Origin of the sequence: Streptomyces sp. NPDC001750 (assembly GCF_042892615.1) — a bacterium.
GTDB lineage: Bacteria > Actinomycetota > Actinomycetes > Streptomycetales > Streptomycetaceae > Streptomyces.
In genome coordinates this window covers 83,892-105,568 of record NZ_JBIAUE010000006.1, presented here as the reverse complement: position 1 = coordinate 105,568, position 21,677 = coordinate 83,892, and the positions used below count along the sequence as shown (strand labels likewise).

The following is a 21,677-nucleotide window of genomic DNA, read 5'->3' as shown; positions in this document are numbered from 1 at the left end:
GCCCCGGTGACGGGCTCGGCGCACCGCCCGTCCGCCACCGCCCGAGGCCCCTCCGGGCCCGGAACGGGTCAGTCGCCGTCCACGGCCTGCGGGGACATGTGGGCGGCGATGTCCTCCAGGCTCCGGATCACCGCCTGCGCCGAGGGGCCCAGCGCGCGGGCGGCCGACAGGGTCAGCCCGACGCTGTGACTGATCGGGTCCAGCGGCAGCGCCAGCCGGACGAGCCGCGGGTCGTCCTGGACGATCAGGCTGGGAAGTGCCGCGACGACATCCGTCTCCAGCAGGAGTTGACGGACCGTCAGGAAAGAGGTGGTCTCCACCCGGTTCATCGGCAGCTGCATGCCGTGCCGGGCGAAGAACTCCTCGATCTCCCGCCGCAGCGCAGTCTCGGCCCCCGGCAGGATCCACGGGTAGTCCGCCAGCCCGGCGAGGTCCACCGGGTCCCGCCCGGCGAGCGGGTGCCCGGCCCCGACGACGAGTTCGACCGACTCGTCGTAGAGCTTGCGGCGCACGATCCGCTCGTCGGAGGGGACGGTGAGCCGGCCGACGACGAAGTCGATGCGGCCGGCCTCCAGGTCCAGGAGCAGCGCTTCCGGCGACGCCTCCCGCACGACCACCGTCAGACAGGGGCGCTTCTTCTTGATGTCCGCGATGGCCCTCGGGAGGAGCACGTTGGATCCGGCCAGGTGGGTGCCGACGATCACGGTGCCGCGGTCGGCGTCGGCCAGCTCCACGACATGACGGCCCGCCTGGGCCAGCTGGGCCAGCACCGCCCGCGCGTGCTCGGTGAACGCCTCGCCGAACACGGTGGCGGTGACGCCCCGCGGACCGCGTTCGTACAGCGGGACGCCGAGGATCTCCTCCAGCTCGTGCAGGCTGCGGGTGGCGGCCGGCTGGGTGACGTGCAGCTCCGCGGCGGCGCCGACGACGCTTCCCTGCCGCGAGAGCGCGTCGACGAGGACCAGGTGGCGGAACTTCAGCCGCCCGTCGAGGAGGCGCGGGATCTTCACTCCCCGACTCTATCCGCGATCCGCGCCCCCGCACCGGACGGGCCGGTTCCGGACATCCCACGAGGGCCGGGCCGGCGCGGGACGGTCCTCAGCCGACGGCCTTCGCCGCCGCCCGTCCCGCCGCGCGGCCGGAGAACACGCAGCCGCCGAGGAAGGTCCCCTCCAGCGAGCGGTAGCCGTGCACCCCGCCGCCGCCGAATCCGGCCGCCTCCCCCGCCGCGTACACACCGGGCAGCGGGCCGCCGCCCTCGGTGAGCACCCGGGAGGACAGGTCCGTCTCCAGCCCGCCGAGCGACTTGCGGGTCAGGATATTGAGCCGTACGGCGATCAGCGGGCCGGCCGCGGGGTCGAGGAGGCGGTGCGGTGCGGCCGTGCGGATCAGCCGGTCGCCGAGGTAGGCGCGGGCCCCGCGCATCGCGGTGATCTGGAGGTCCTTGGTGAACGGGTTGGTGATCTCCCGGTCGCGGGCGACGATCTCGCGGCGCAGCTCGGCCTCGTCGATCAGCGCCTCGCCGGTCAGCGCGTTCATCCCGCGCACCAGGGCGGACAGGTCCTTCTCGACGACGAAGTCCGCCCCGTGGTCCATGAACGCCTTCACCGGTGCCGGTACGTCGGCGCGGGCCCGCCCGATCACGTCGCGGACCGACTTCCCGGTCAGGTCGGGGTTCTGCTCGGAGCCGGAGAGCGCGAACTCCTTGCCGATGATCTTCCGGTCGAGGACGAACCAGGTGTACTCATGGCCGGACCTCATGATGTGTTCGAGGGTGCCGAGGGTGTCGAAGCCCGGGAAGAGCGGGACGGGCAGCCGCCTGCCGCGGGCGTCCAGCCAGAGCGAGGACGGGCCGGGCAGGATCCGGATGGCGTGCTTGTCCCAGATCGGGTTCCAGTTCTCGATGCCCTCGGTGTAGTGCCACATCCGGTCGCGGTTGATGTGGCGGGCGCCCGCCTTCTCCGCGACGCCGAGCATCAGCCCGTCGACATGGGCGGGCACGCCGGAGAGCAGCTTCGCGGGCGGGGTGCCGAGCCGCCGGGGCCACTGCTCGCGCACCAGGTCGTGGTTGCCGCCGATGCCGCCGGAGGTGACGATCACCGCCTGGGCCCGCAGCTCGAAGGCGCCGGTCACCACCCGGCTGCTCGCGGTGCCCCGGGCCGCCGCGCTCGGTTCCAGGACCTCGCCGGTCACCGTGTCGACGGTGCCCGCGGTACGGCCGAGGCCGGTGACCCGGTGGCGGAACCGGAACCGGACCAGCCCCCTGGCCGCACCCGCGCGGACCCGGCGCTCGAAGGGGGCGACCACGCCGGGGCCGGTGCCCCAGGTGATGTGGAAGCGGGGCACGGAGTTCCCGTGGCCGGTCGCCTCGTAGCCGCCGCGCTCCGCCCAGCCGACGACCGGGAAGATCCGCAGCCCCTGGGCGTGCAGCCAGGACCGCTTCTCACCGGCCGCGAAGTCGACGTACGCCTCGGCCCACTTCCGCGGCCAGTGGTCCTCCTCGCGGTCGAAACCGGCCGTGCCGAGCCAGTCCTGGAGAGCCAGCTCATGGCTGTCCCTGATCCGCAGCCGACGCTGTTCGGGCGAGTCGACGAGGAACAGTCCGCCCAGCGACCAGTGCGCCTGGCCGCCGATCGACTGCTCGGGCTCCTGGTCGAGCAGGATCACCGACCGGCCCGCGTCGACCAGCTCGGCGGTGGCCACCAGACCCGCGAGCCCTGCCCCGATCACGATCACGTCAGCGTCGTACGCCATGGGTTCCATCCTTGTCGGGGGTCCGGCCGGGCCTCATGGCTTCGTCGGCGGGAACCGCCGGGCCACGTCGGCGTCCGGCCCGAACGCCGGGATTCAGCGGAAGTTACTCGTGCGTCAGATCTTCGGCACCGGCCGCCACGACGTCAACCGCCCGGTCGGCGGCACTCCGACCGCGCTCGGCGGTCACAGGCGCTATCGTCGAAACAAATCACCCATTTCCGGCCTGCCTTGGGGTAGAAGCGTGTCGGTGCTGGTTTTCGTGCTCGCCGTGAGTGGCGCCTGCTGCCTGGGCTTCGGCTTCGTCCTCCAGCAGGACGCCGCCTCGCACGCGCCGAGGAGCGACTACCTCTCCCCCCGCCTGCTGCTGGATCTGATGCGGGTGCCGAGCTGGCTGGCCGGGATCGGGCTGATGGTCTGCGGCATGGTGCTGGGCGCGCTGGCCCTGGGCAAGGGCGAGGTGTCCGTCGTCGAACCGCTGCTCGCCACCAATCTGCTCTTCGCGATGGCCCTGTCGCGCCACCGCACCGGGCAGCGCCTCGGCCGGCAGGGCTGGTCCGGGCTCTGGCTGCTGGCGGGCGGGGTCACCGCGTTCCTGGTGGCGGGCCAGCCGCGCGGCGGCGAGGCGGTGACCGATCCGCTGCGGCACTGGCTGGTCATCGGCGTGGTCGTGGGCGCCGCCCTGCTGCTCACCGCCGTCGCCAAGCGCCACCGTTCCGGGGCCGCCCCGGCGCTGCTCGCGGTGGCGGCCGGCCTGCTGTACGGCTTGCAGGACGCGCTCACCCGGCTGACCGGCCAGCGGATCACCGAGGGGGGTTTCGCGGCCGCGCTGACCGCGTGGCAGCCGTACGGGGTGGTGGTCCTGGGGGTGACGGGCCTGCTCCTGGTCCAGAGCGCGTTCGAGACGGGCCCGCTGCGGGTCTCCCTCCCGCCGCTGACCGCCTCCCAGCCGCTGGCCGGGATCGCCTGCGGGGTCGGGTTCCTCGGCGACCGCCTGCGCACCGATGCGGTCGCGCTGGCCTGGCAGGCGTCGGGACTCGCGGCGATCGTCGTCGGGATCGTGCTGCTGGGACTGCATCCGGCCATGCCGGAGGGGCGGGTGGGCAGGCACCGGCACAAGAGCCTCCAGCCGAACTGAAACACGCGTCCGGTCACGGACCGTGATCCCAGTGATGAGGGAGAACGGCGGCGGTTCGATCGTCAACATCTCCTCGGCCGCCGGGCTGATGGGACCGGCCCTGACCTCCAGCTACGCGCACGAAGACGTCACGGGGCAGTGATCACGAAGGGGGATCTGCTGTTGGATGAGGGGTATGGCTTCTTCCGACAAGATCCCTTCCGGTACTGGCGCGATCGCTTCCACCGGAACCCCTCCCCGGACCCCTTCCGACGAGATCCTGGACATCGTCGACGAGAACGACGAGGTCGTGGGGCAGGCCCCGCGCGGTGAGGCGACCGCGCGGGGCCTGCGCCATCGCTGTGTGTTCATCGAGGCCAGGGACGCCGCGGGCCGGCTCTTCGTACACCGCAGGACCCCCACCAAGCCGGTCTTCCCGTCCCACTACGACATGTTCGTCGGCGGGGTCGTCGGAGCGGGCGAGTCCTACGACGAAGCGGCCCTGCGGGAGGCCGAGGAGGAGCTCGGCGTGCGCGGCCTGCCCCGGCCCGAGCCGCTGTTCTCGTTCCTCTACACGAGCGCCGAACACTCCTGGTGGAGCCGGGTGTACCAGGTACGGTGCGAGCTGCCGGTGAACCCGCAGGCCGAGGAGGTCGCCTGGCACGCCTTCCTCACCGACGCCGAACTGGAGCGCCGGCTCGACGACTGGGAGTGGGTGCCGGACGGCCTGGACGCGTACCACCGGCTGCGCGCCTTCCGGGCGGGCGGAGCGGCGTCCTGAGCCGGGTCGGCGGCCATCGGTACGACGACGGACGGGTTGGGGCATGAACGAATTCGTACGAGGACTGCGGCTGTGGTTCGCGCCTCAGCGCATCCGCGAGGAGGGCGAGACCCCCGACTACCGGTTCTCGCTCGCCAACGAGCGGACGTTCCTCGCCTGGCTCCGCACGGCCCTCGCGCTGATCGGCGGCGGCTTCGCGGTCGACCAGTTCCTTCCGGAGCTGGCGTGGGGCGTCCGGGCCGGTCTGGCGCTGGCGCTGCTGGCGTCCGGTGTGCTGTGCGCGCTGCGGGCGATCAACCACTGGGTGCGCTGCGAACGGGCCATGCGGCGCGGCGAGGACCTGCCGGTCTCCCGGTTCCCGACGCTGCTGGGGCTGGCCGTCGCCGTGGTCGCCGTGGCGATGGTGCTGGTGGTCCTCTTCGGCTGGGAGAGCCGGTGACGGACGGTGCGCGCGACCCCGGGCTGCAGCCCGAGCGGACCAGGCTGGCGTGGCGGCGCACGACACTGTCCTGCACGGTGGTGGCGCTGCTGGCGGTCCGGCAGGCGCTGCACGCCGGGGCGGGCCCCGCGGCCCTCGTCGCCGTCGCGCTCAGCGCGCTCGCCTGGCTGGCCTTCCTGCTGTTGGCGCACCGCCGGATGGTCCGGATGGCGACCGGGCGGCCCCGGCCGCTGCCGACGCGGGGCGCGCTGGCCGCGGCGGCGTGCGTGATCGCGCTGGCGGTGTTCGCCGCGGGCCTGGTGTTCTGAGGACCGGCGCGCGTACGTGCCACCGGGTCGCGGCCGCCTTTCCCGCCGCCCCGTACCCCCGCCTCCCTCCATCCCCCGTGCCCTCCGCCTGCCCCGTACCTCACCCCATCACCGGCCCCCGGCACCCCCCGCGCCCCGAATCCCCGGGGGCCGCTGGACGACATACCGACTGGTCGGCATCATGAACTCCGACCGTCTCTCATCCCGGAGGTGCGCACCATGAGCCCAGTCCATCCGCCAGGTCTCGACCTCGACCGGCTGCGCGGGCATCTCGACCGCGAGCGGCCGGGGCTGGTGAACGGACCGCTCGAAGCCCGGCTCGTCGAGGGCGGCCGGTCGAATCTGACCTATCTCGTGGCCGACGGCACCGGCCGCTGGGTCGTGCGCAGACCCCCGCTGGGGCACGTACTGGCGACGGCGCACGACATGAGGCGCGAGCACCGCGTCATCAGCGCCCTGCATCCCACCGCCGTGCCGGTGCCGGAACCGGTGCTGCTCTGCGAGGACGACTCGGTGCTCGGGGCGCCCTTCTACGTGATGGAGTACGTCGAGGGCACCCCGTACCGCACCGCCGAGCAGCTCGCTCCGCTGGGCGCCGGACGCACCCGGGCGGCCGTGCTCGGCCTCGTGGACACCCTGGTCGAGCTCCACGCGGTGGACCCGGCGTCCGTCGGACTCGGCGACTTCGGGCGGCCCGAGGGTTTCCTCGACCGTCAGCTGCGCCGCTGGGGCAAACAGCTGGACGCCTCCCGCAACCGTGAGCTGCCCGGTGTCGACGAGCTGCACTCCGCGCTCGGCCGCGCGCTGCCCGACTCCCCCGCGCCCGCGGTCGTGCACGGCGACTACCGCCTGGACAACGTGCTGATCGGCGACGACGACCGGATCAGGGCCGTGCTCGACTGGGAGATGTCGACGCTCGGCGACCCGCTGACCGACCTGGGCCTGCTGGTGATGTACAGCTCCGACCTCGGGCTGGCCGACTCCCCGGTCTCCACCACCAGCGGCGCGCCCGGACATCCCTCCCCGGCCGAGCTGATCGAGCGCTACGCCGCCCGGTCGGGCCGGGACACCTCCGCCCTCGCCTGGTACACCGCGTTCGCCTGGTTCAAGCTCGCCGTGATCCTGGAGGGCATCCACTACCGCTACACCCTGGGCCGGACGGTCGGTGCCGGCTTCGACCGCATCGGCGACCTCGTCCCCGTCTTCATCGAGCACGGCCTCACCACTCTCCAGGAAGGCTGACCACCCATGGACTTCGCATTCGACGCGCGCACCGAGGAGCTGCGCGGCAGGCTCCTCGCCTTCATGGACGAGCACGTGTACCCGGCCGAGCGGACCGCCGACGAACAGCGCGCGCTCCTGTCGTCCCCGTGGCAGACCCCGCAGGTCGTCGAGGATCTCAAGGCCGAGGCGCGCAGGCGGGGGCTGTGGAACCTCTTCCTGCCGGATGCCGAGTACGGTGCCGGGCTGACCAATCTCCAGTACGCCCCGCTCGCCGAGATCACCGGCCGGTCGCCGCAGTTGGCGCCGACCGCGCTCAACTGCGCGGCCCCGGACACCGGGAACATGGAGGTGCTGCACCAGTTCGGCGACGACGAGCAGAAGAAGCGGTGGCTGGAGCCGCTGCTCGCCGGGGAGATCCGCTCGGCGTTCGCGATGACCGAGCCCGAGGTCGCCTCGTCGGACGCGACGAACGTCGAGACCCGGATCGAGCGGGACGGCGACCACTACGTCGTCGACGGCCGCAAGTGGTACATCTCCGGGGCGATGAACCCGGACTGCGCGATCTTCATCGTGATGGGCAAGACCGATCCCGACGGGACCGACATCCGTCGCCAGCAGTCCATGATCCTGGTCCCCCGCGACACCCCGGGCGTCGACGTACGACGCGCCATGCGGGTGTACGGCTACGCGGACCACTACCACGGCGGGCACGCGGAGGTCGTGTTCGAGAACGTGCGGGTGCCCGCGGCGAACCTGATCGGCGAGGAGGGCGGCGGCTTCGCCATCGCGCAGGCGCGGCTGGGGCCGGGCCGCATCCACCACTGCATGCGGCTGATCGGCATGGCCGAGCGGGCGATCGAGCTCATGTGCCGGCGCGCGGTGTCCCGTACGGCCTTCGGCAAGCCGCTCGCCGCGCAGGGCGTGGTGCAGAACTGGATCGCGGACGCGCGGGTGACGGTGGAGCAGCTGCGGCTGCTGGTGCTGAAGACGGCCTGGCTGATGGACACGGTGGGCAACCGGGGCGCGCACACGGAGATCCAGGCGATCAAGATCGCCACCCCGCGCGCGGTGGTCGGCATCCTCGACCGGGCGGTGCAGCTGCACGGCGCCGGAGGGGTCGGCCAGGACTTCCCGCTCGCCGAGCTGTGGGCGGCGGCGCGGACCCTGCAACTGGCGGACGGGCCGGACGAGGTGCACCAGCGGTCGTTGGCGCGGCGGGAGATCAAGAGGTACCTCTAGTGCTGCGACCGGAAAGGTTCACCGGCTCGCGACGCCCGGCACGGCACCTCGCCGCGTTGTCGCATCACCCGAGTACGTCCCGTACGAGGGCGATCCTCCGCCTTGCGACGCACCGCACCGGACGCCGCGAGCTTCGCGGCAGACCTTTCCGGCCACAGCACTAGGCGGCGCTGCGGCGGGCCCGCGGGGGACCTGCGCCCGGCGGGCGCGCGGCCGGGCCGCCGGGTGCCGTCGCTCTCAGTCGCCGGACGGGCCCGGCCGCCGCCCTGCGGGCCGCGCCGCCGTGATCCGGTCGAGCACGGACGTGTAGCGGGCGCGCCTGTCGGGGCGGGCGTGGTCGGCGGCGTGGCGGAGGGCGGGGACGGCCGCCTCGCCCATCCCGGCGAGACCGTCGGCCGCCGCCTCGCGCACGGCCGGACGCGGGTGCGTGAGCAGGGCCGTCAGGGCAGGGATCGCGGGCCGCCAGCGGGTGCGGCAGAGCGTACGGACCGCCGAGCGCACCACGTCGCTCCGGGGGTCGTCGAGCAGGAGCTCGGTGTGGCGCAGATGCGTGTCGCGGTCGAGCATCACCCGTGAGGCCCGGTGGGCGCGCAGCCGGACCCTGCCCCGGGAGCGCAGCAGCAACTCATCGAGCAGCTCGCGCAGTTCGGGGTCCCGGTCCGGTTCCGGTCCGGGGTGCGCGTCGGCGAGTTCCGTCAGGGCCCGGCAGGCCCGGTCCGGGGTGCCGGTGCGGGCCAGCTCCAGCAGTTCCCGCCGGGAGGCGCGGCGCGGCGCCCCGGCGGGCGCGGCCGGTGTACGGGCGCGGAGCTCCGCCCGCGCCGCCGCGTCCCGTCGTCCCGCATCCGGGTCGCGCAGGGGGCCCTCGACGAGGACGAGCCGGTCCGCGAGCGCGTCGCATCCTTCGGCGCGCAGCCGCTCATGAACGCGCGTCAGCGCGGGGGTGCGCAGCAGCCGACGGCCGACGAGCAGGTCGAGGAAGCCCCAGGCTCCGGCGTCGAGGCGGCCTTCGAGGGCGCGGGCGAGCGCGTCGGCGGGGTGGGCGCGCAGGGCGCCCACGAGCGCCGGTCGCAGGGCGGGCGGGGCCTGCTCCCACCATTCCAGCAGCAGCGGCACCAGCGGTTCCCGTTCCCCCGGGCCGAGCTTCGCGGCCACGAGGGCCACCCGGTCGCGCAGGATGCCGTCGCCGCGCAGGTCCGCCGGGTCGAGCGCGGTCAGCACACGGGCGAGGCCGTTGTCGACGGGCAGATCCACGCGCCCCCGGAGGAACGCGAGCAGCACGGCCCGCCGGGTGTCGGGCTCGGGCCATGTCACCAGTGCGCGGGCGGCGGTCGCCCTGTGGTCGGCGGAGGCGGACTCCAGCATGGCGAGCAGGCGTGCGCGCAGCGGGGTCGAGCGGGGCCCGTCGAGGTCGTCGCCCCGTACGCGCCGGGGCGCGGGGGGCTGTGTGCGGGCGGTCTCGGCGATGGTCCAGGGCGGCGCGTCGAGCGGCTGGAGCAGCGTCATCCAGTCGAGCAGGGCGGCCCGGATCCCCGGGTCGGCCCCGTGGTGGGCCTCGATCAGCGCGGCCAGCCGGCCGCGGGAGCCGAGCCAGCCGTCGTCGCGCCGGCGGAACTCCTCCAGCGCGGCCGGGGTGCGCGTCGCCCCGTGCAGCGCCGCCCGCCAGGCCCGGGCCCTGTCGGCCTCGTCGCCCACGGCCCAGGTCCCGTCGGTTCCGAGCCCGGCGGGCGGGGCCGCGCCGACGGCGGTTCCGCGGACGGGGCTTCGTCCGGGCCGCGACGAGCCGGGCGCCGGGGAAGGACCGGCCGGGCCGTCCTCCGCCCGGCCACCGTCCGACCGGGCGGAGCCTGCTTCCGGGACCGCGAACGCCTCGCGCAGCACGGCGGTCACCGCCTTCCAGGGGTCGGCGCCGAGCCGGGCCGCGTCGAGCGCCCGGTCGAGGTCGGCCCGGACCAGCACCGCGTCGAGCCGGCGCAGCAGCGTCAACGTGGACCTGTGCGGGGCCGCGGGCGCGGGGCGCAGGGCCCGTACCGAGGCGACGACGGCCGGTCTGGCCGCCGCCGGCAGCTCGGCCGCGACCTCTTCGAGCACCGCTATCAGGTCGTGCCGGTCCTCGTCCCGGGCCTGGGTGAGCGTGGCGAGCAGGACCGGGACCGAGCGGGCGTACGCCGTCAGTTCGTCGGCCGTCCGGGGCCCGGGGCAGGCACGCAGCGCCAGTCGCACCACGTCCTTCCGGGCCGCGGGGCGCGCGGAGGCCAGCCGGAGCAGGTCGCCGAGCATCGGCCGCAGTTGCGCCGCCCGTTCGGGGCGGGGGCGGTCGGCGCGCCCGGCGAGGCGGAGCGCGACCGCCGGGTCCCAGCCCCCGGTCACCAGTGTCGTGATGTCGTGGTCGGTCCCGTCGTCCGTCGGCGGCCTCCGTACCTCGTCCGGCGCGGCGACCCCGTGCCGGGCCATGGCCGCGGCGAGGTCCGGCACCGTCCCGGATGCCAGGCCGACGCGCCCGGCCGCGACCAGGGCGAGCAGGGAGGCCGCCACCGGTGACCCCTGGTCGTCCAGGGCGAGGACCGAACGCGCCGTGAGGGTGCCGTGAAGTGCTTCCAGGAGCCGGTCCCGGCTCCGCGTGTCGCCGCTGTGTTCGGCGGCGGCGAGGAGCGTCGCCGCGTACGCGTCGCCGAGGACGTTGCGCAGCGCCTCGACGAGCGCGTCGCGCAGCCCGGGGTTGTCGTGGTGCCCGAGCCCGTGCAGGAGCCGGGGCACGGCTGCCGGGGTGCCGGCGCGGGCCAGCGCCTCGGCGGCCGTCTTCCTGATGTTCATGTTCGGATGGTCGAGGCAGGCGGCGATCGCCTCGGACGCCCAGTGGGCGCGCGCCCGGCCCAGGGCGAGCAGCGCCTGCCGGACGGTCTGGACGTCCGGGGCGCGGGTCAGCGCGATCAGGGTCGCCGACAGCGCCCGCGCGTCCTCGGCGTCGGCCCTGTCTCCGTCGGCGGACGTGTCCGCACCCGAGGGCGTGCCCCTGCCTCCGGGCGCGTCCACGCCACCGGAGTCGCGGGCGAGCAGGGCGATGACGTGCTTGCGCACATGCCGGTCGCGGTGACGCAGCAGCCGGTGGACCCGGGCCCGGGTGCCGGACCAGGGTGCCCTGCCCAGCAGCTCCAGCAGGATCGTCCGCTCGTGGTCGCCGAGGCCGGGACGTTCCAGCAGGTCCAGGGCCGTGGTCGCGACGAGCGCGTGACCGGCCTCCGGCGCGTCCGCCGCGTCGAGCAGGCACACCGGCCGGATCGCGCCCCGCTCGTACAGCCGACGGCCCAGAGCGTGCACGGCGTCCAGAACCTCCTGGGGCACCACCGGTTCGGCGCCCGGCCGGACCCGGTCGTGCGGCCCGGTGACGGGCGCGGTCAGCCGGCCGGCCGCCAGGTCGGACACGATGCGCAACAGCAGGTCGGCGACGGCCGGCAGGGTGCCCGCGCCGCCGTACGCCGCTGTCCGCCGCAGCGCCGCCACCGGCCCGTCCGGGTCCGGGCGGGAGCGCAACAGGGCCAGTTCCCGCTCGTCGGGTCCGCCGAGGTCCGCCGCCACACGTGCCGGAAGATCGAGCGGGTCGAGCCGTACCAGCAGGGCCTGCCGTTGCTCCGGGTCGCGGGTCAGCTGCCACAGCAGTTCGAGCGCGCGGTGCCGCACGGCGTACAGATGGGTTGCGGGCGGCGCCCCGGTCAGGCCCAGGCCGTCGCGCAGCGCCCGTACCGTCCGCCGCCCGCCGATGGCCTCCAGCGTGTCGAGAGCGGCGGCGGGCGCCGAGGGCAGCAGCGCGATCACGGCCTCCTCGGCCCGCCGGTGGCGCAGTTCGCGGATCGCGCGGAGGAACGGGCCGGGGTCGGGAGCCGAGGAGAGTACGCGGGTGATCGCCTCCCCGACCGGCAGCTCGTCCGTTCCCTGTCCGGCCAGAGCCACCAGCAGGGCGAGCCGTCGCGGCCATCCGGGATCAGCGGGGTCCGCGTCGGTCAGGCTCCGGAACGTCTCGGCCCGGCAGGTGAACAGGATGGTCGCGGCCTCGTCGGGCGGAATCGAGTGATCGGCCAGGGCCAGGCCGACGACGGCCCGCGCGTGCGGATCGGCCACGAAGTGCCCGCGCCGGTGGAGGCCCCGCAGACAGGCGAGCGCGGGCCGTCCGAGCAGCAGCGGATCCTCCGCGGCGACCGCCAGGAGATCGCCGATGTCGTCGCGGTCCGCCCGGCCGCCCAGCAGTTCCATCGCCCGTCGGCGCGCGCCCGGCGGAAGGCCGGGATCCGCGACGGCCCGTCGCAGCAGCGCCCCGTGGCCGTGGCGGGCGGCGGCGGTGAGCGCCGCGTCGAGCGTCCCGGGCCCGGTGCGGGCCGACGCGGCGGTGAGGAACGGGGACAGGTGTCCCGGCGGCAGTGGTTCGGTGGCGGCCCAGGGCTCCCCGAGTTCGCGCAGCGCGTCGGCGACGACGGGGGCGCCGCCGTCGAGGAACGGCGGACCGTCGGCGGGAGCCGGGGCGGTGTGGGCGGGAGACGGGGCGGTGTCGGCGGAAGGGGCCGCCGGGGCGTCGTCGGTGGCGATCAGAGCGGTCAGGGTCGTGCGGACCCGTGCGGGTGCCAGGAGTCCGGCGCGCAGGCCCTGCCGGGCGAGCCGCAGCGCCTCGGCGCGAAGCACCGGGTCCCCGCTGCCGGCGAGTTCGTCCACCAGCCGGGCCGGCCGGGGCGCGCGGGCGATGTCCAGCGCCCGTACCGCCTGGTAGAGGAGTTCGCCGCGGGTCTCCTCGCGGATCAGCCTCGGCTCGTCGAGGAGGTCGGCGCACAGCCACGCGATCCGCACCCGGGCCGGGAGCCCCGCCGTGCGCCACGCCGGGCGGGGACGGCCCCGCAGGTACGGGGCGAGCCGCTCATGAAGTCCGGCGAGGAGGAGGTCCGCCTCCGGCCGCCCCGTCGGCGTGCCGGGCAGCAGTCCGGCCAGTTCGGCCCCCTCCGCCCCGTCGGACGGGCCGTCGGGCGTGACGCGCTCGGTGAGCAGGACGAGCCCCAGTTCGCACAGGCCGGGATCCTCGTGCCGGATCAGGCGCCCGAGCAGGGCGGGCGGGCAGTCCCGGGCGTCGAGGAGCGCGGACAACCGGGCGGCGTCGGCCCGGCGTACGGCGTCGTGGATCTCTTCCCGTATCCGTTCGTGGAACTGTTCATCGGTCTGCGCGTCGCTCGGTGGCCTCACCGTCGGATGCTAACGACGGTGCTCCGGCCGCCGTCAACGGGATTCCGGCTTCCCGGGCGCGGCTCGTGACCGTGTCCGTGGTCGTGCCCGTGGGTCTGTGCCGCGTCCGTGCTCGTAACTCGTGCGTGGAGCGTGCCCCGGCCGCCGGAGACCGGCTGGTGGCTACGGGCGCAGGGCGCGCAGCAGCAGGTCGGCGAGGTGGTCGGCGACCTCCTGCTGACTGAGCGGGCCGTCGGGCCGGTACCAGGTGGACAGGTGGTGGACCGAGCCGAAGTGGTAGTCCACGATCAGGTCCGCGGGGGTGGCCGTGGAGAACACGCCGCTGCGCTGCCCCTCTTCGACCAGGGCCCGGAAGCGCTCGTGGTAGCGGCGCCGCTCCGCCCGCACCTGCTTGTTCTTCTCCGGGCTCAGATGGTGCATGGAGCGGAAGAAGATCGCGGCGTCGTCGAGGTTCTCGATGGTGGTGACGACCACGTCCGCCGCGGCGTCGCGAAGACGCTTCTCGACCGGGGCGTCGGCGCCCGCGAAGGCGTCGAGGCGTTCCTGCTGGAGGCGCAGCACCCGGGCGTACACCTCTTGGAGCAGGTCCTCCTTGGAGCCGAAGTAGTGGTAGAGCGCGCCCTTGGTGACGCCCGCCGCCTCGACGATCTCCTGGACGGATGTGCGGTCGTAGCCCTGCTCGGCGAAGAGTCGGGTGGCGGCGGCGAGCAGCCGTCGGGGTACGGGGGCCGGTTCCTCCGGTTCCCCGTCCGTCACCTTGGTCATGGCCGTCGCCTTCCTTCCGTCCTGTGCGCGGGTCCGCGCCGTGCGCCGTGCGTGCCGCGTGCGATGCGGTCCACCGAGGGGAACGCGGTCGGCGCCCGAGGATCTTCCCACTCGCGGTCCCCGGGTGTCCGGTCGGCGTCCCGGACGCGCGGGCCCGTGATATATGGGACACCCCTGCCCGTAGCCGCCAAATCGGCACCCCCTCTCTCGGCGGGACTCCCGTCCGCGCGGGTCCCTGCGGGTCCTTGCGGGTCCGTGCGGACGAATCGGGCCCCGCGATCCGTGCGGACGAATCCGGTCAGGCGCCGCCGCTCTCCTCCCACTTCCGCTGGAGGTGGTTCATGCCGCCGAGCCAGTGGTCGGGGTCGTCGGCCCGGGCACGGTAGAACCCGGCGACCTCGGGGTGCGGCAGCACGAGGAAGCGGTCTTCGGCCATGGCGTCGAAGAGCGCGTCGGCGACCGCCTCCGGCTCGATGGCGGTGGGCGCGAGGACGAGTTCACCGGCCGATCCGGCGGCGGTCAGCATGTCGGTGCGCACGCCCTGCGGACAGATGGCGTGCACCTTGACGCCGCGGTGGCAGTAGGTCAGCGACAGCCATTCGGCGAAGGCGACGACACCGTGCTTGGTCACGCTGTACGGCGCTGCGCCGATCATCGTCAGCAGCCCGGCGGCGGAAGCGGTCGAGACGAACCGGCCGGCGCCGCGCTCCAGCCAGCCGGGCAGCAGCGCCCTGGCCGCCCGGACATGGGCCATGACGTTGACGTCCCAGGCGGCGGCCCAGACCTCCTCCTCGGCGAAGACGTCACCGGGCGAGGCCAGACCGGCGTTGGCGCAGTAGACGTCGACGGTGCCGTCCAGCGCGTCGCGGACGGCGTCCAGGGTCCGCGAGGCGTCGCCGGCGACCGCGACGGCACCGATCTCCTCGGCCAGACCACCGATCCGCGCCTCGTCCAGGTCGTTCACCACGACCCGCGCCCCCTCCGCCGCGAAGCGACGGGCCAGCGCGGCCCCGATGCCGCCTCCGGCCCCGGTGACCACCACGCCCGCGCCCCGCACCGTGCCACTCATCGGTACCGCCTCTCTCCGCCGACTGCACCCGGCAGACTAACCAGTCGGTATGTGGGAACGGAAGAGGTCGCCGCCCGTCCGAGAGGTCCACGCGCGGGAGGCGCCCGAGCGGCCGGTCGCGCGGGTCGTTCCGCCTCCGCCGAGGCGGCGCCGCCCGGGGAGGCACCGCCGTCGCCCCCGCCGCACTGGTCACGTCCGGCTCGTTCCGTATGGCCTGATCACGCGCTAGCGTGCGTGACCATGACAGACGTCGCGATCACGGAGGTAGCCGAATGAGCCTGTCCAGACGTGGTTTGCTGGCCGCCGGCGGCGCGGTGGGCGCCCTCGCGGCGACGGCCGCAGGCAGTGGCGGGACGGCGACCGCGGCCCCCGCGGCCGGCCGAGGACACGGTGGCGGCAACGGCCGCGGGCGGGTCCGCACCGGCTTCGACCGGCTGGCGGCGGACGGCTACGCGCTGCTGAAGGGCCAGAAGGTCGGGGTCGTCACCAACCCGACCGGGATCACCTCCGACGTGCGCCACATCGTCGACGTGATGCACCCGGACGGCCGGGTGGACCTGACCGCCGTCTTCGGCCCCGAACACGGCTTCCGCGGCACCGCGCAGGCGGGCGGTTCGGAAGGACGGTACGAGGACCCGGCGACCGGACTCCCGGTCTACGACACGTACCTCAAGAGCGGGCAGCCGCTCGCGGACGTCTTCACCGCGTCCGGCGTGGACACGGTCGTCTTCGACATCCAGGACGCGGGTGCCCGCTTCTACACGTACATCTGGACCCTGTACGACTGCATGGAGGCGGCGGCCCTCGCGGGCAAGCGGTTCGTGGTGCTGGACCGGCCGAACCCGGTGACCGGACGGGCGGCGCTCGGGCCGGTCCTCGACCCGGCGTTCGCGACGTTCGTCGGTCGTCGGGAGATCGCCCAGGCGCACGGCATGACGGTGGCCGAGCTGGCGTTGCTGTTCGACCGGGAGTTCCTGGAGCGGCCGGTGGACCTGCGGATCGTGAAGATGTCCGGGTGGCGGCGCTCGGACTTCTTCGACACGACCGGCCTGCCGTGGGTGCCGCCGAGCCCCAACATGCCGACGCCCGAGACGGCGCTGGTCTACGCGGGCACATGCCTGTTCGAGGGCACGAACCTCTCCGAGGGGCGCGGCACGACCCGGCCGTTCGAGCTGCTCGGCGCGGAGGGCATCGACCACCGCTGGGCGGCCGCGGCGAACGCGCTGGACCTGCCGGGGGTCGCGTTCCGCGAGGCGTACTTCGCGCCGACGTTCTCCAAGTTCCAGGGGAAGACGGTCGGCGGGGTGCAGGTGCACGTCCACGACCGTGCCGCCTTCGATCCGGTCCGCACGGGCATCGGGCTGCTGGTCACGGCGAAGCGGACCTGGAGCGGCTTCGAGTGGCGCTCCGACAACTGGATCGACAAGCTCACCGGCAACACCCGGGTCCGCACGATGATCGACGCGGGGGCCGATACGGACGAGGTGGTGGGGGCTTGGGCGGCGGATCTCGCCGCGTTCCGGGCCGTCCGGAAGAAGTACCTCCAGTACCGCTGAGGCTGCGCCGGACGGGCCGGGTGGGTCCGGACCCGCGGGTCCGGACCCACCCGGGCGTACGTTTTCCGTCCCCACCCGGCGTACGGGTTCCGTGCTCACCGATGGGCGGGGAACTCCACCACCTGCTGGTACGTGGGACGGTTCTGCCAGTGGATGGTCTTCTGGGAGATGCCGCCGAGCGCCCGGTGCACGATCGCGTCCGCGCACCACTGGTCCCCGGCCTTGCACGTGTCGTCGCCCGGGTAGACCTGCGTGGCCGGCTGCGCCGCCGCCTCCTTCAGCGAGGCCAGCAGCGCGTCGCGGCAGCCGCCGAGGTCACCGCCGCCGCAGTAGGTCCTGGCCAGCGGGCCCTTGACCGGCTGCCCCAGGACCTTGCGCAGGTCCTTGTCCACGAAGCCCCACCAGCCGTACTGGAACGCCGAGCCGCTGTGCGCGCCGCTGGCGCCGTGGCTCGCCGCCGGGGACTCGTCGGTGGCGAGGGCCGCGGTCAGCTCCCGGTAGAGGTCGTCGCCGAGACCGGGCCGGAACTCGGCCTCGACCAGCCGGGGCCACCACGCGTCCATGACGCGGATCGCGTCGGCGTGCGCGTAGCCGTGCGAGCCTGAGCCGTTCTCCCTGCGCTGCGAGCCGGCCGCCCGCCAGGACTCCAACTGCTGGACCACACCGTTCAGTTCGGGGTCGGTGACCGGACGGGACCGGATCACCTTCAGCAGCTCGGGCAGCAGCTGCTCACCGCGCAGGTCGGTGATCCCGGCCTCGGCCATGGCCCGGGTGAGGGAGGCCCGGGTCACGCCGCCCTCCGCGACCAGCTTCGCCACCCGGTCGTCGAGCAGATCGCCCCGGTGCACCGCGCCGAGCCCGAAGCCTGCGGCGGAGTACCCCTCGGCCTGCTTGTTGTTCCAGGAGACGTAGTAGTCCTGGCCGTTGGAGTTCGGGTGCTCGGCGAACGAGGTGTACGCGGCGGTGTTGGCGGCCGGGTCGAAGTCCTTCCACTCGTAGGCCCGCTCGGCCTTCACCGGGAGCGCAGGGTCGACGCCCGCCGCGCGCACCGGGTTCATGCCGCTGTTGTAGTACGCGGCGGTGTGGGAGTCCGCGTAGAACCAGTTGAAGGCGTAGTCGATGTTGCTCGCCGCGCGCTGGAACGAGGCGGCGTCCTTGACCAGGTCCGGGTCGTTGAACATCTGGAAGCCGATGATCGAGTCGGCCTCGTGGCGGTAGGTGCTGCGCAGCGAGGTGTACGCGACGGGCTTGCCGCCGACGGTGGCCCGGTGGGTGACGACGCCGTAGTGCGTGCGCCGGACCTGCATGCGGTAGGAGCCCTCGGCCGTGGAGTCGGCGACGGTCGGCTTCCAGGAGTTGGTGCGCTCCAGCGTCTCCATGGCGGTGCAGGTGCCCCGGTAGCGGTAGTGCGTGGAGTCCTTGGTGGGCGCGGAGCCGTCGGGCTCGCACAGCTCGATGGCGTAGGTGTCGGTGATGTCCTGTCCCGCCGAGGTGGCGCTCCAGGCGTAGTCCTGGCCGCGGCCCATCTGAACGTACATGCCGACGCCCGCGAAGGAGACGCCGCGGGCGCTGATACCCGGCCCCTGGAGTTCCTGGAGCATCATCAGCTGCGGGGCGAAGTAGCCGGTCTGCGGGCCGAACACGGCGATCGGGTTCCCGCTCGCGGTGTGCTTGCCGGACACCAGCAGGGCGTTGGACATGCCGCGCTTCTGCGCGCCGGATCCGGACCCGGGCAGCGAGCCCTCGGGGATGACGCCGTCGTCGTAGATGCCCTGGGCCTTCCTGAGGTTCGCCGGGGCCTTGACGGGGGCCTTGCGGTCGGTGCCCGCCGAGCCGGTGCGGTCGAAGACGAGCGGTTCGACGGTGACGGACCCGGCGTCGGGTAGTGCGGTGCCGCGCGCCTTGTCGGGCTTGCCCGCGTACGGGAACGCGGTGCCGTCGTGGACGGTGAGGACCGCCTCGGGGTCGTTGCGCTGCCGGAACGACTCCCAGACCTTGGTCCCCTCGGCCACCCCGTACTTCTGCTGGGCGGAGAGCAGCGAGAGCGCCGCCTGCACCTCGCCGCCGCCACCGCCGCCGAACTGGCCGCCGACCACGGAGGCGATCGAGATCAGGTCGGTCAGCTTGAACGGCTCTATCTCGCCGACGTTGGTGATGGCGTCGATCTTGCCGGTGAGCACGTACTCGCCGGGGAAGTACCGGCCGTTCTTGGACTTGTCGCGGTACGCGTTGATGCCGTCGACGTACGCCTGGGCGTCCGCCATGGCCTGCTCGCCGCGCGGGCCCTCATGGGTCCGTATGTACGCGACCTGGGCCTCCAGGTCGGCCTCGGTGTACGGGGCCTGCGGCCAGAACTGCTGCTCCAGGCCCTGGTTGGCGAGCGCGCCCCCGGCGAACGAGGTCAACTGGCCGCGTCCGATGTGCCGGAAGAGGTCCATGAGCCAGAGCCGGTCCTGCCCGGCGGCGTATCCGGCGCCGAACTCGGTGCCGTAGCGGGTGGTGCCCTTGATGTGCGGGACGCCGGTGGCCTTGTCACGGGTGATGGTGACGTCGGCGCGGGGCGAGACGACCGACTCGACCCGGTCCTTCGGGACGCCGAACGAGGCGTCGTTGAAGAAGTCCGTCAGCTTCTGGTCGGTGAGCGCGGTGTGACCGGCCACCAGGCCGTCGTAGCGGTCGATCTGGTCGTCGCTGTGGGCGGGGTGGGTGCCGAACGCCTTGTTGCCGAGGATCTCGACGAGTGTGGCGTTGCCGTTCTGGCCGGGCGGCAGGATGTCGTCGCACTGCCCCTGGCAGTAGTCGGTGACGGGTGCGGGCTCCGCCGCCGCGGCGCCGGACTGCGGCGCCGCGGCCAGCAGGGTGACACCGAGGGCGAGGACGGCCGCCGTGGCGGCGGCTGTGGACATGATGGTGCGTGGGGGCATGCGCACTCCTCCGGGTGGCCGATGGGCCGGAGGTTACCGGCGGTACGACCGGCCGGTAAGATGAGCAACGATCACCTTTTCCGAATCGTCACATGCCGCCGCCACCGCTCCGCGTGACAGACGCTCATCTCGCTTTCCGGACACTCTTGCCCGTCGCGGGATCCCAAACGGGCGCCCGTTCGTCTATCTCTTGACGCCGAAGTACGAGCGACGGAGGTGATGGCGCAGTGGCCGGATTCCGGAGTCTTGCGAGACAGGTGCGCGACCCGGGGAGCGACCTGGCACTGCGGCGGTATTCGCTGCGCAAGTGCCTGGAGCGGTTCGCCCCTTACGGACACCGGGCGACCTGGGACCACCTGTGCACACGGCACGGGTTCGAGCCGGAGGACCGCTCCCCCGATCCGGTGCGCCTGGTGGGCGCGCTGGAGGAGTTGGAGGCGGCCAGGGCCGCCTGGCTCGGCTACGAGGCGTCCTTCGCCGCGCGCCGCAGACGCGAGAAGCACGACGGGCTGCGCAGACCCGTCGTGTTCGACGACTGGCACCGGCGCGCCTGGGGCGGGTACGGGGTGGCCCGCTGCGCGGATCCGGCCGTTCATCCCTCGGCGCCGCTCGCCGAGGTCCTCGACCGGCTGATCGCCGCCCTGGAAGCGGGGCCGGGCACGGCCTGCCCGGTGTGCGGGTGCGACGAGATCGAGTGGCGGCCGGATCCGGTGTGCGAGCAGTGGACCGGACCGGTCTGCTCGGGGTGCGGGATCCTGGTGCCCCGTCCGGTCCTCACACCGGGGGCGCTGGCGAGGGCCCGGGGCGCGCGGCGGCGGGACCTCGCGTCGGCGGCGTGACCGCGCCGCACGTCACCGGTACGCCACCCGAACGCCCACCTGGTGCCCACGAACGGGCCCGGGGCGCGCGGAAGACCTGGCGCGGGACTCGACGCCGTCGGACCGACGGGCGATCCGCCGCCCGGTGTCGCGGGCGCCCTGCCGCCGGGCCGATCCACCGGAGCGATCCACCGCAGATCCCCTTCCACTCCCCGCCCTCCTACGCCCCGTCCCGCCGATTCCCGTTCTTCCGGGCCTCGTCCTCCTCGGCCCCGCCCCTCCGCCCGCCGTCGTCCGCGCGGCGCTCCGGCATCAGGCGCGAGCCGCTGATCCACTGACCGGAGACGTCGTTCGGGTTGGAGAGCACACAGGTCTCCAACGACAGGCAGCCGCAGGCGATGCAGTCGGTGAGGTGGTCACGCAGCCGCGCCAACTGTGCGATGCGCTCGTCCAGTTCGGCGCGCCATGCCGCCGAGAGCCGCGCCCAGTCGTCGCGGTTCGGGGTGCGTTCGTCGGGCAGTTCGGCCAGAGCGTCCCTGATGGTGGCCAGCGGGATGCCCACCCGCTGCGCGGCGCGCACGAACGCGACCCTGCGCAGCGCGTCCCTGGTGTAGCGGCGCTGGTTGCCGCTGGTCCGGCGGCTCTTGATCAACCCCTTGGCCTCGTAGAAGTGCAGGGCGGAGACGGCTGCCCCGCTGCGCGCGGAGAGCTGGCCGACCGTGAGTTCCTGGAGTGAATGTGGAATCTGAGGCACTTCCCCAACCCTACGTGTCCCTCCCCGGGCCGGTCCGTCGTTGACAGGAACTCACCCGCCAACCATGCTGAGCAAGCGCTTGGACAGCCCGGGGCGAAGGGTGTCGCCCCTCGCCCGGCTTCCTCACTACGGGCGCGCGGCCCACGGGCGCGCGACGCCGGACGGCCGCGAGCGGAAGGCAGGACCAGGGACATGGCGGAGCCGAGGATCTTCACGTCCGCGCAGGAGTTGCGCGACGCGGTGGGCGAGCAGCTCGGGCACAGCGAGTGGCTGGAGATCGACCAGAAGAGGATCGATCTCTTCGCCGACGCCACCGGCGACCATCAGTGGATCCACGTGGACCCGGAGCGGGCCGCGACCGGCCCGTTCGGCACGACGATCGCGCACGGCTATCTCACGCTCTCGCTGCTGCCGGCCCTCGTACCGCAGGTCATGCGGGTCGAGGGCATGAAGATGGGGATCAACTACGGCACGAACAAGGTCCGTTTCCCGTCCATCGTGCCCGTGGGCTCCCGGCTGCGCGCGACGGCCCTGCTGAAGAACGTCGAGGAGGCCGGGGGCGGCGTGCAGGTGACCGCCCTCGTCACGGTCGAGCGCGAGGGCGGCGACAAGCCGGTGTGCGTGGCCGAATCGGTGTCGCGCTACTACTTCTGACCGGACGCGTCCCCAACCGGTCGCGGCCCGAATCCGCGCGCCCGGCGGGATACGACCCGGG

General features: G+C 73.8%; 16 protein-coding genes and 1 pseudogene. 10 read left to right on the top strand and 7 right to left on the bottom strand.

Annotated features, from left to right (window positions below; translation table 11 throughout):
* Positions 1 to 68 precede the first annotated feature (68 nt).
* Together ACFYY6_RS12420 and ACFYY6_RS12415 are read right to left on the bottom strand one after the other, a co-directional pair.
* Positions 69 to 1,010, bottom strand: coding sequence for a LysR substrate-binding domain-containing protein (locus tag ACFYY6_RS12420; protein ID WP_351519174.1), 942 nt, complete (start codon positions 1,008 to 1,010; stop codon positions 69 to 71).
* Between the two features lie 88 nt (positions 1,011 to 1,098).
* On the bottom strand, positions 1,099 to 2,754 hold the full coding sequence (locus tag ACFYY6_RS12415; protein ID WP_351519173.1) for an FAD-binding dehydrogenase: 1,656 nt from the start codon (positions 2,752 to 2,754) through the stop codon (positions 1,099 to 1,101).
* Between the two features lie 241 nt (positions 2,755 to 2,995).
* Between ACFYY6_RS12415 and ACFYY6_RS12410 the strand changes: the two genes are divergently transcribed.
* The 7 genes and pseudogenes from ACFYY6_RS12410 (at position 2,996) to ACFYY6_RS12380 (ending at position 7,859) form a co-directional block, all read left to right on the top strand.
* Positions 2,996 to 3,889: a DMT family transporter gene (locus ACFYY6_RS12410; RefSeq protein ID WP_351519171.1), complete on the top strand. Its 894-nt coding sequence runs from the start codon at positions 2,996 to 2,998 to the stop codon at positions 3,887 to 3,889.
* Between the two features lie 16 nt (positions 3,890 to 3,905).
* Positions 3,906 to 4,004 (top strand): annotated as a pseudogene (locus ACFYY6_RS12405) (SDR family NAD(P)-dependent oxidoreductase); the annotation flags it as partial.
* A gap of 60 nt (positions 4,005 to 4,064) precedes the next feature.
* The gene (locus tag ACFYY6_RS12400; RefSeq protein ID WP_351629298.1) at positions 4,065 to 4,649 is read left to right on the top strand and encodes an NUDIX domain-containing protein; all 585 of its coding nucleotides are present in this window, start codon (positions 4,065 to 4,067) and stop codon (positions 4,647 to 4,649) included.
* A 43-nt stretch (positions 4,650 to 4,692) separates the two neighbouring features.
* Complete coding sequence (locus ACFYY6_RS12395; RefSeq protein WP_351526019.1) at positions 4,693 to 5,088, top strand: DUF202 domain-containing protein; 396 nt, start codon at positions 4,693 to 4,695, stop codon at positions 5,086 to 5,088.
* Complete coding sequence (locus tag ACFYY6_RS12390; RefSeq protein WP_351526017.1) at positions 5,085 to 5,396, top strand: DUF202 domain-containing protein; 312 nt, start codon at positions 5,085 to 5,087, stop codon at positions 5,394 to 5,396. Before ACFYY6_RS12395 ends, ACFYY6_RS12390 begins: the two co-directional genes overlap by 4 nt.
* Positions 5,397 to 5,615: 219 nt before the next feature.
* Entirely contained in the window at positions 5,616 to 6,638 is a 1,023-nt protein-coding gene (locus ACFYY6_RS12385; RefSeq protein ID WP_351526015.1) for a phosphotransferase family protein, read from the top strand.
* Positions 6,639 to 6,644: 6 nt separating this feature from the next.
* Entirely contained in the window at positions 6,645 to 7,859 is a 1,215-nt protein-coding gene (locus ACFYY6_RS12380; RefSeq protein WP_351629291.1) for an acyl-CoA dehydrogenase family protein, read from the top strand.
* Positions 7,860 to 8,096: 237 nt separating this feature from the next.
* On the opposite strand, the gene ACFYY6_RS12375 is transcribed toward ACFYY6_RS12380, so the two are convergent.
* The 3 genes from ACFYY6_RS12375 to ACFYY6_RS12365 form a co-directional block, all read right to left on the bottom strand.
* The gene (locus ACFYY6_RS12375; protein WP_389192962.1) at positions 8,097 to 13,076 is read right to left on the bottom strand and encodes a HEAT repeat domain-containing protein; all 4,980 of its coding nucleotides are present in this window, start codon (positions 13,074 to 13,076) and stop codon (positions 8,097 to 8,099) included.
* A gap of 162 nt (positions 13,077 to 13,238) precedes the next feature.
* Positions 13,239 to 13,841: a TetR/AcrR family transcriptional regulator gene (locus ACFYY6_RS12370; protein WP_351522887.1), complete on the bottom strand. Its 603-nt coding sequence runs from the start codon at positions 13,839 to 13,841 to the stop codon at positions 13,239 to 13,241.
* 298 nt (positions 13,842 to 14,139) lie between these two features.
* Entirely contained in the window at positions 14,140 to 14,910 is a 771-nt protein-coding gene (locus tag ACFYY6_RS12365) for an SDR family oxidoreductase (RefSeq protein WP_386607357.1), read from the bottom strand.
* Positions 14,911 to 15,182: 272 nt separating this feature from the next.
* Here ACFYY6_RS12365 and ACFYY6_RS12360 point away from each other — a divergent pair, with 272 nt between their 5' ends.
* Complete coding sequence (locus tag ACFYY6_RS12360; RefSeq protein WP_351522890.1) at positions 15,183 to 16,466, top strand: DUF1343 domain-containing protein; 1,284 nt, start codon at positions 15,183 to 15,185, stop codon at positions 16,464 to 16,466.
* A gap of 95 nt (positions 16,467 to 16,561) precedes the next feature.
* On the opposite strand, the gene ACFYY6_RS12355 is transcribed toward ACFYY6_RS12360, so the two are convergent.
* Entirely contained in the window at positions 16,562 to 19,390 is a 2,829-nt protein-coding gene (locus tag ACFYY6_RS12355; RefSeq protein ID WP_351522892.1) for a penicillin acylase family protein, read from the bottom strand.
* Positions 19,391 to 19,617: 227 nt separating this feature from the next.
* On the opposite strand from ACFYY6_RS12355, the gene ACFYY6_RS12350 reads away from it, so the two are divergent.
* The gene (locus ACFYY6_RS12350) at positions 19,618 to 20,229 is read left to right on the top strand and encodes a hypothetical protein (RefSeq protein ID WP_351522894.1); all 612 of its coding nucleotides are present in this window, start codon (positions 19,618 to 19,620) and stop codon (positions 20,227 to 20,229) included.
* Between the two features lie 199 nt (positions 20,230 to 20,428).
* Here the strand turns inward: ACFYY6_RS12350 and soxR are convergent, their stop codons facing one another.
* The gene (gene soxR, locus ACFYY6_RS12345; RefSeq protein WP_389192958.1) at positions 20,429 to 20,962 is read right to left on the bottom strand and encodes a redox-sensitive transcriptional activator SoxR; all 534 of its coding nucleotides are present in this window, start codon (positions 20,960 to 20,962) and stop codon (positions 20,429 to 20,431) included.
* Between the two features lie 192 nt (positions 20,963 to 21,154).
* Here soxR and ACFYY6_RS12340 point away from each other — a divergent pair, with 192 nt between their 5' ends.
* Positions 21,155 to 21,616 carry a MaoC family dehydratase gene (locus tag ACFYY6_RS12340; RefSeq protein ID WP_351522898.1) on the top strand — a complete coding sequence of 154 codons (462 nt, stop codon included), beginning with the start codon at positions 21,155 to 21,157 and terminating at the stop codon, positions 21,614 to 21,616.
* Positions 21,617 to 21,677 lie beyond the last annotated feature (61 nt).

Bases quoted from the DNA above. Each gene is read 5' to 3' on its own strand.
- ACFYY6_RS12400 (WP_351629298.1), top strand. From the start codon at position 4,065: ATGGCTTCTTCCGACAAGATCCCTTCCGGTACTGGCGCGATCGCTTCC.
- ACFYY6_RS12340 (WP_351522898.1), top strand. From the start codon at position 21,155: ATGGCGGAGCCGAGGATCTTCACGTCCGCGCAGGAGTTGCGCGACGCG.
- ACFYY6_RS12385 (WP_351526015.1), top strand. From the start codon at position 5,616: ATGAGCCCAGTCCATCCGCCAGGTCTCGACCTCGACCGGCTGCGCGGG.
- ACFYY6_RS12365 (WP_386607357.1), bottom strand. From the start codon at position 14,910: ATGAGTGGCACGGTGCGGGGCGCGGGCGTGGTGGTCACCGGGGCCGGA.
- ACFYY6_RS12370 (WP_351522887.1), bottom strand. From the start codon at position 13,841: ATGACCAAGGTGACGGACGGGGAACCGGAGGAACCGGCCCCCGTACCC.
- ACFYY6_RS12415 (WP_351519173.1), bottom strand. From the start codon at position 2,754: ATGGCGTACGACGCTGACGTGATCGTGATCGGGGCAGGGCTCGCGGGT.
- ACFYY6_RS12355 (WP_351522892.1), bottom strand. From the start codon at position 19,390: ATGCCCCCACGCACCATCATGTCCACAGCCGCCGCCACGGCGGCCGTC.
- ACFYY6_RS12395 (WP_351526019.1), top strand. From the start codon at position 4,693: ATGAACGAATTCGTACGAGGACTGCGGCTGTGGTTCGCGCCTCAGCGC.
- ACFYY6_RS12360 (WP_351522890.1), top strand. From the start codon at position 15,183: ATGAGCCTGTCCAGACGTGGTTTGCTGGCCGCCGGCGGCGCGGTGGGC.
- ACFYY6_RS12380 (WP_351629291.1), top strand. From the start codon at position 6,645: ATGGACTTCGCATTCGACGCGCGCACCGAGGAGCTGCGCGGCAGGCTC.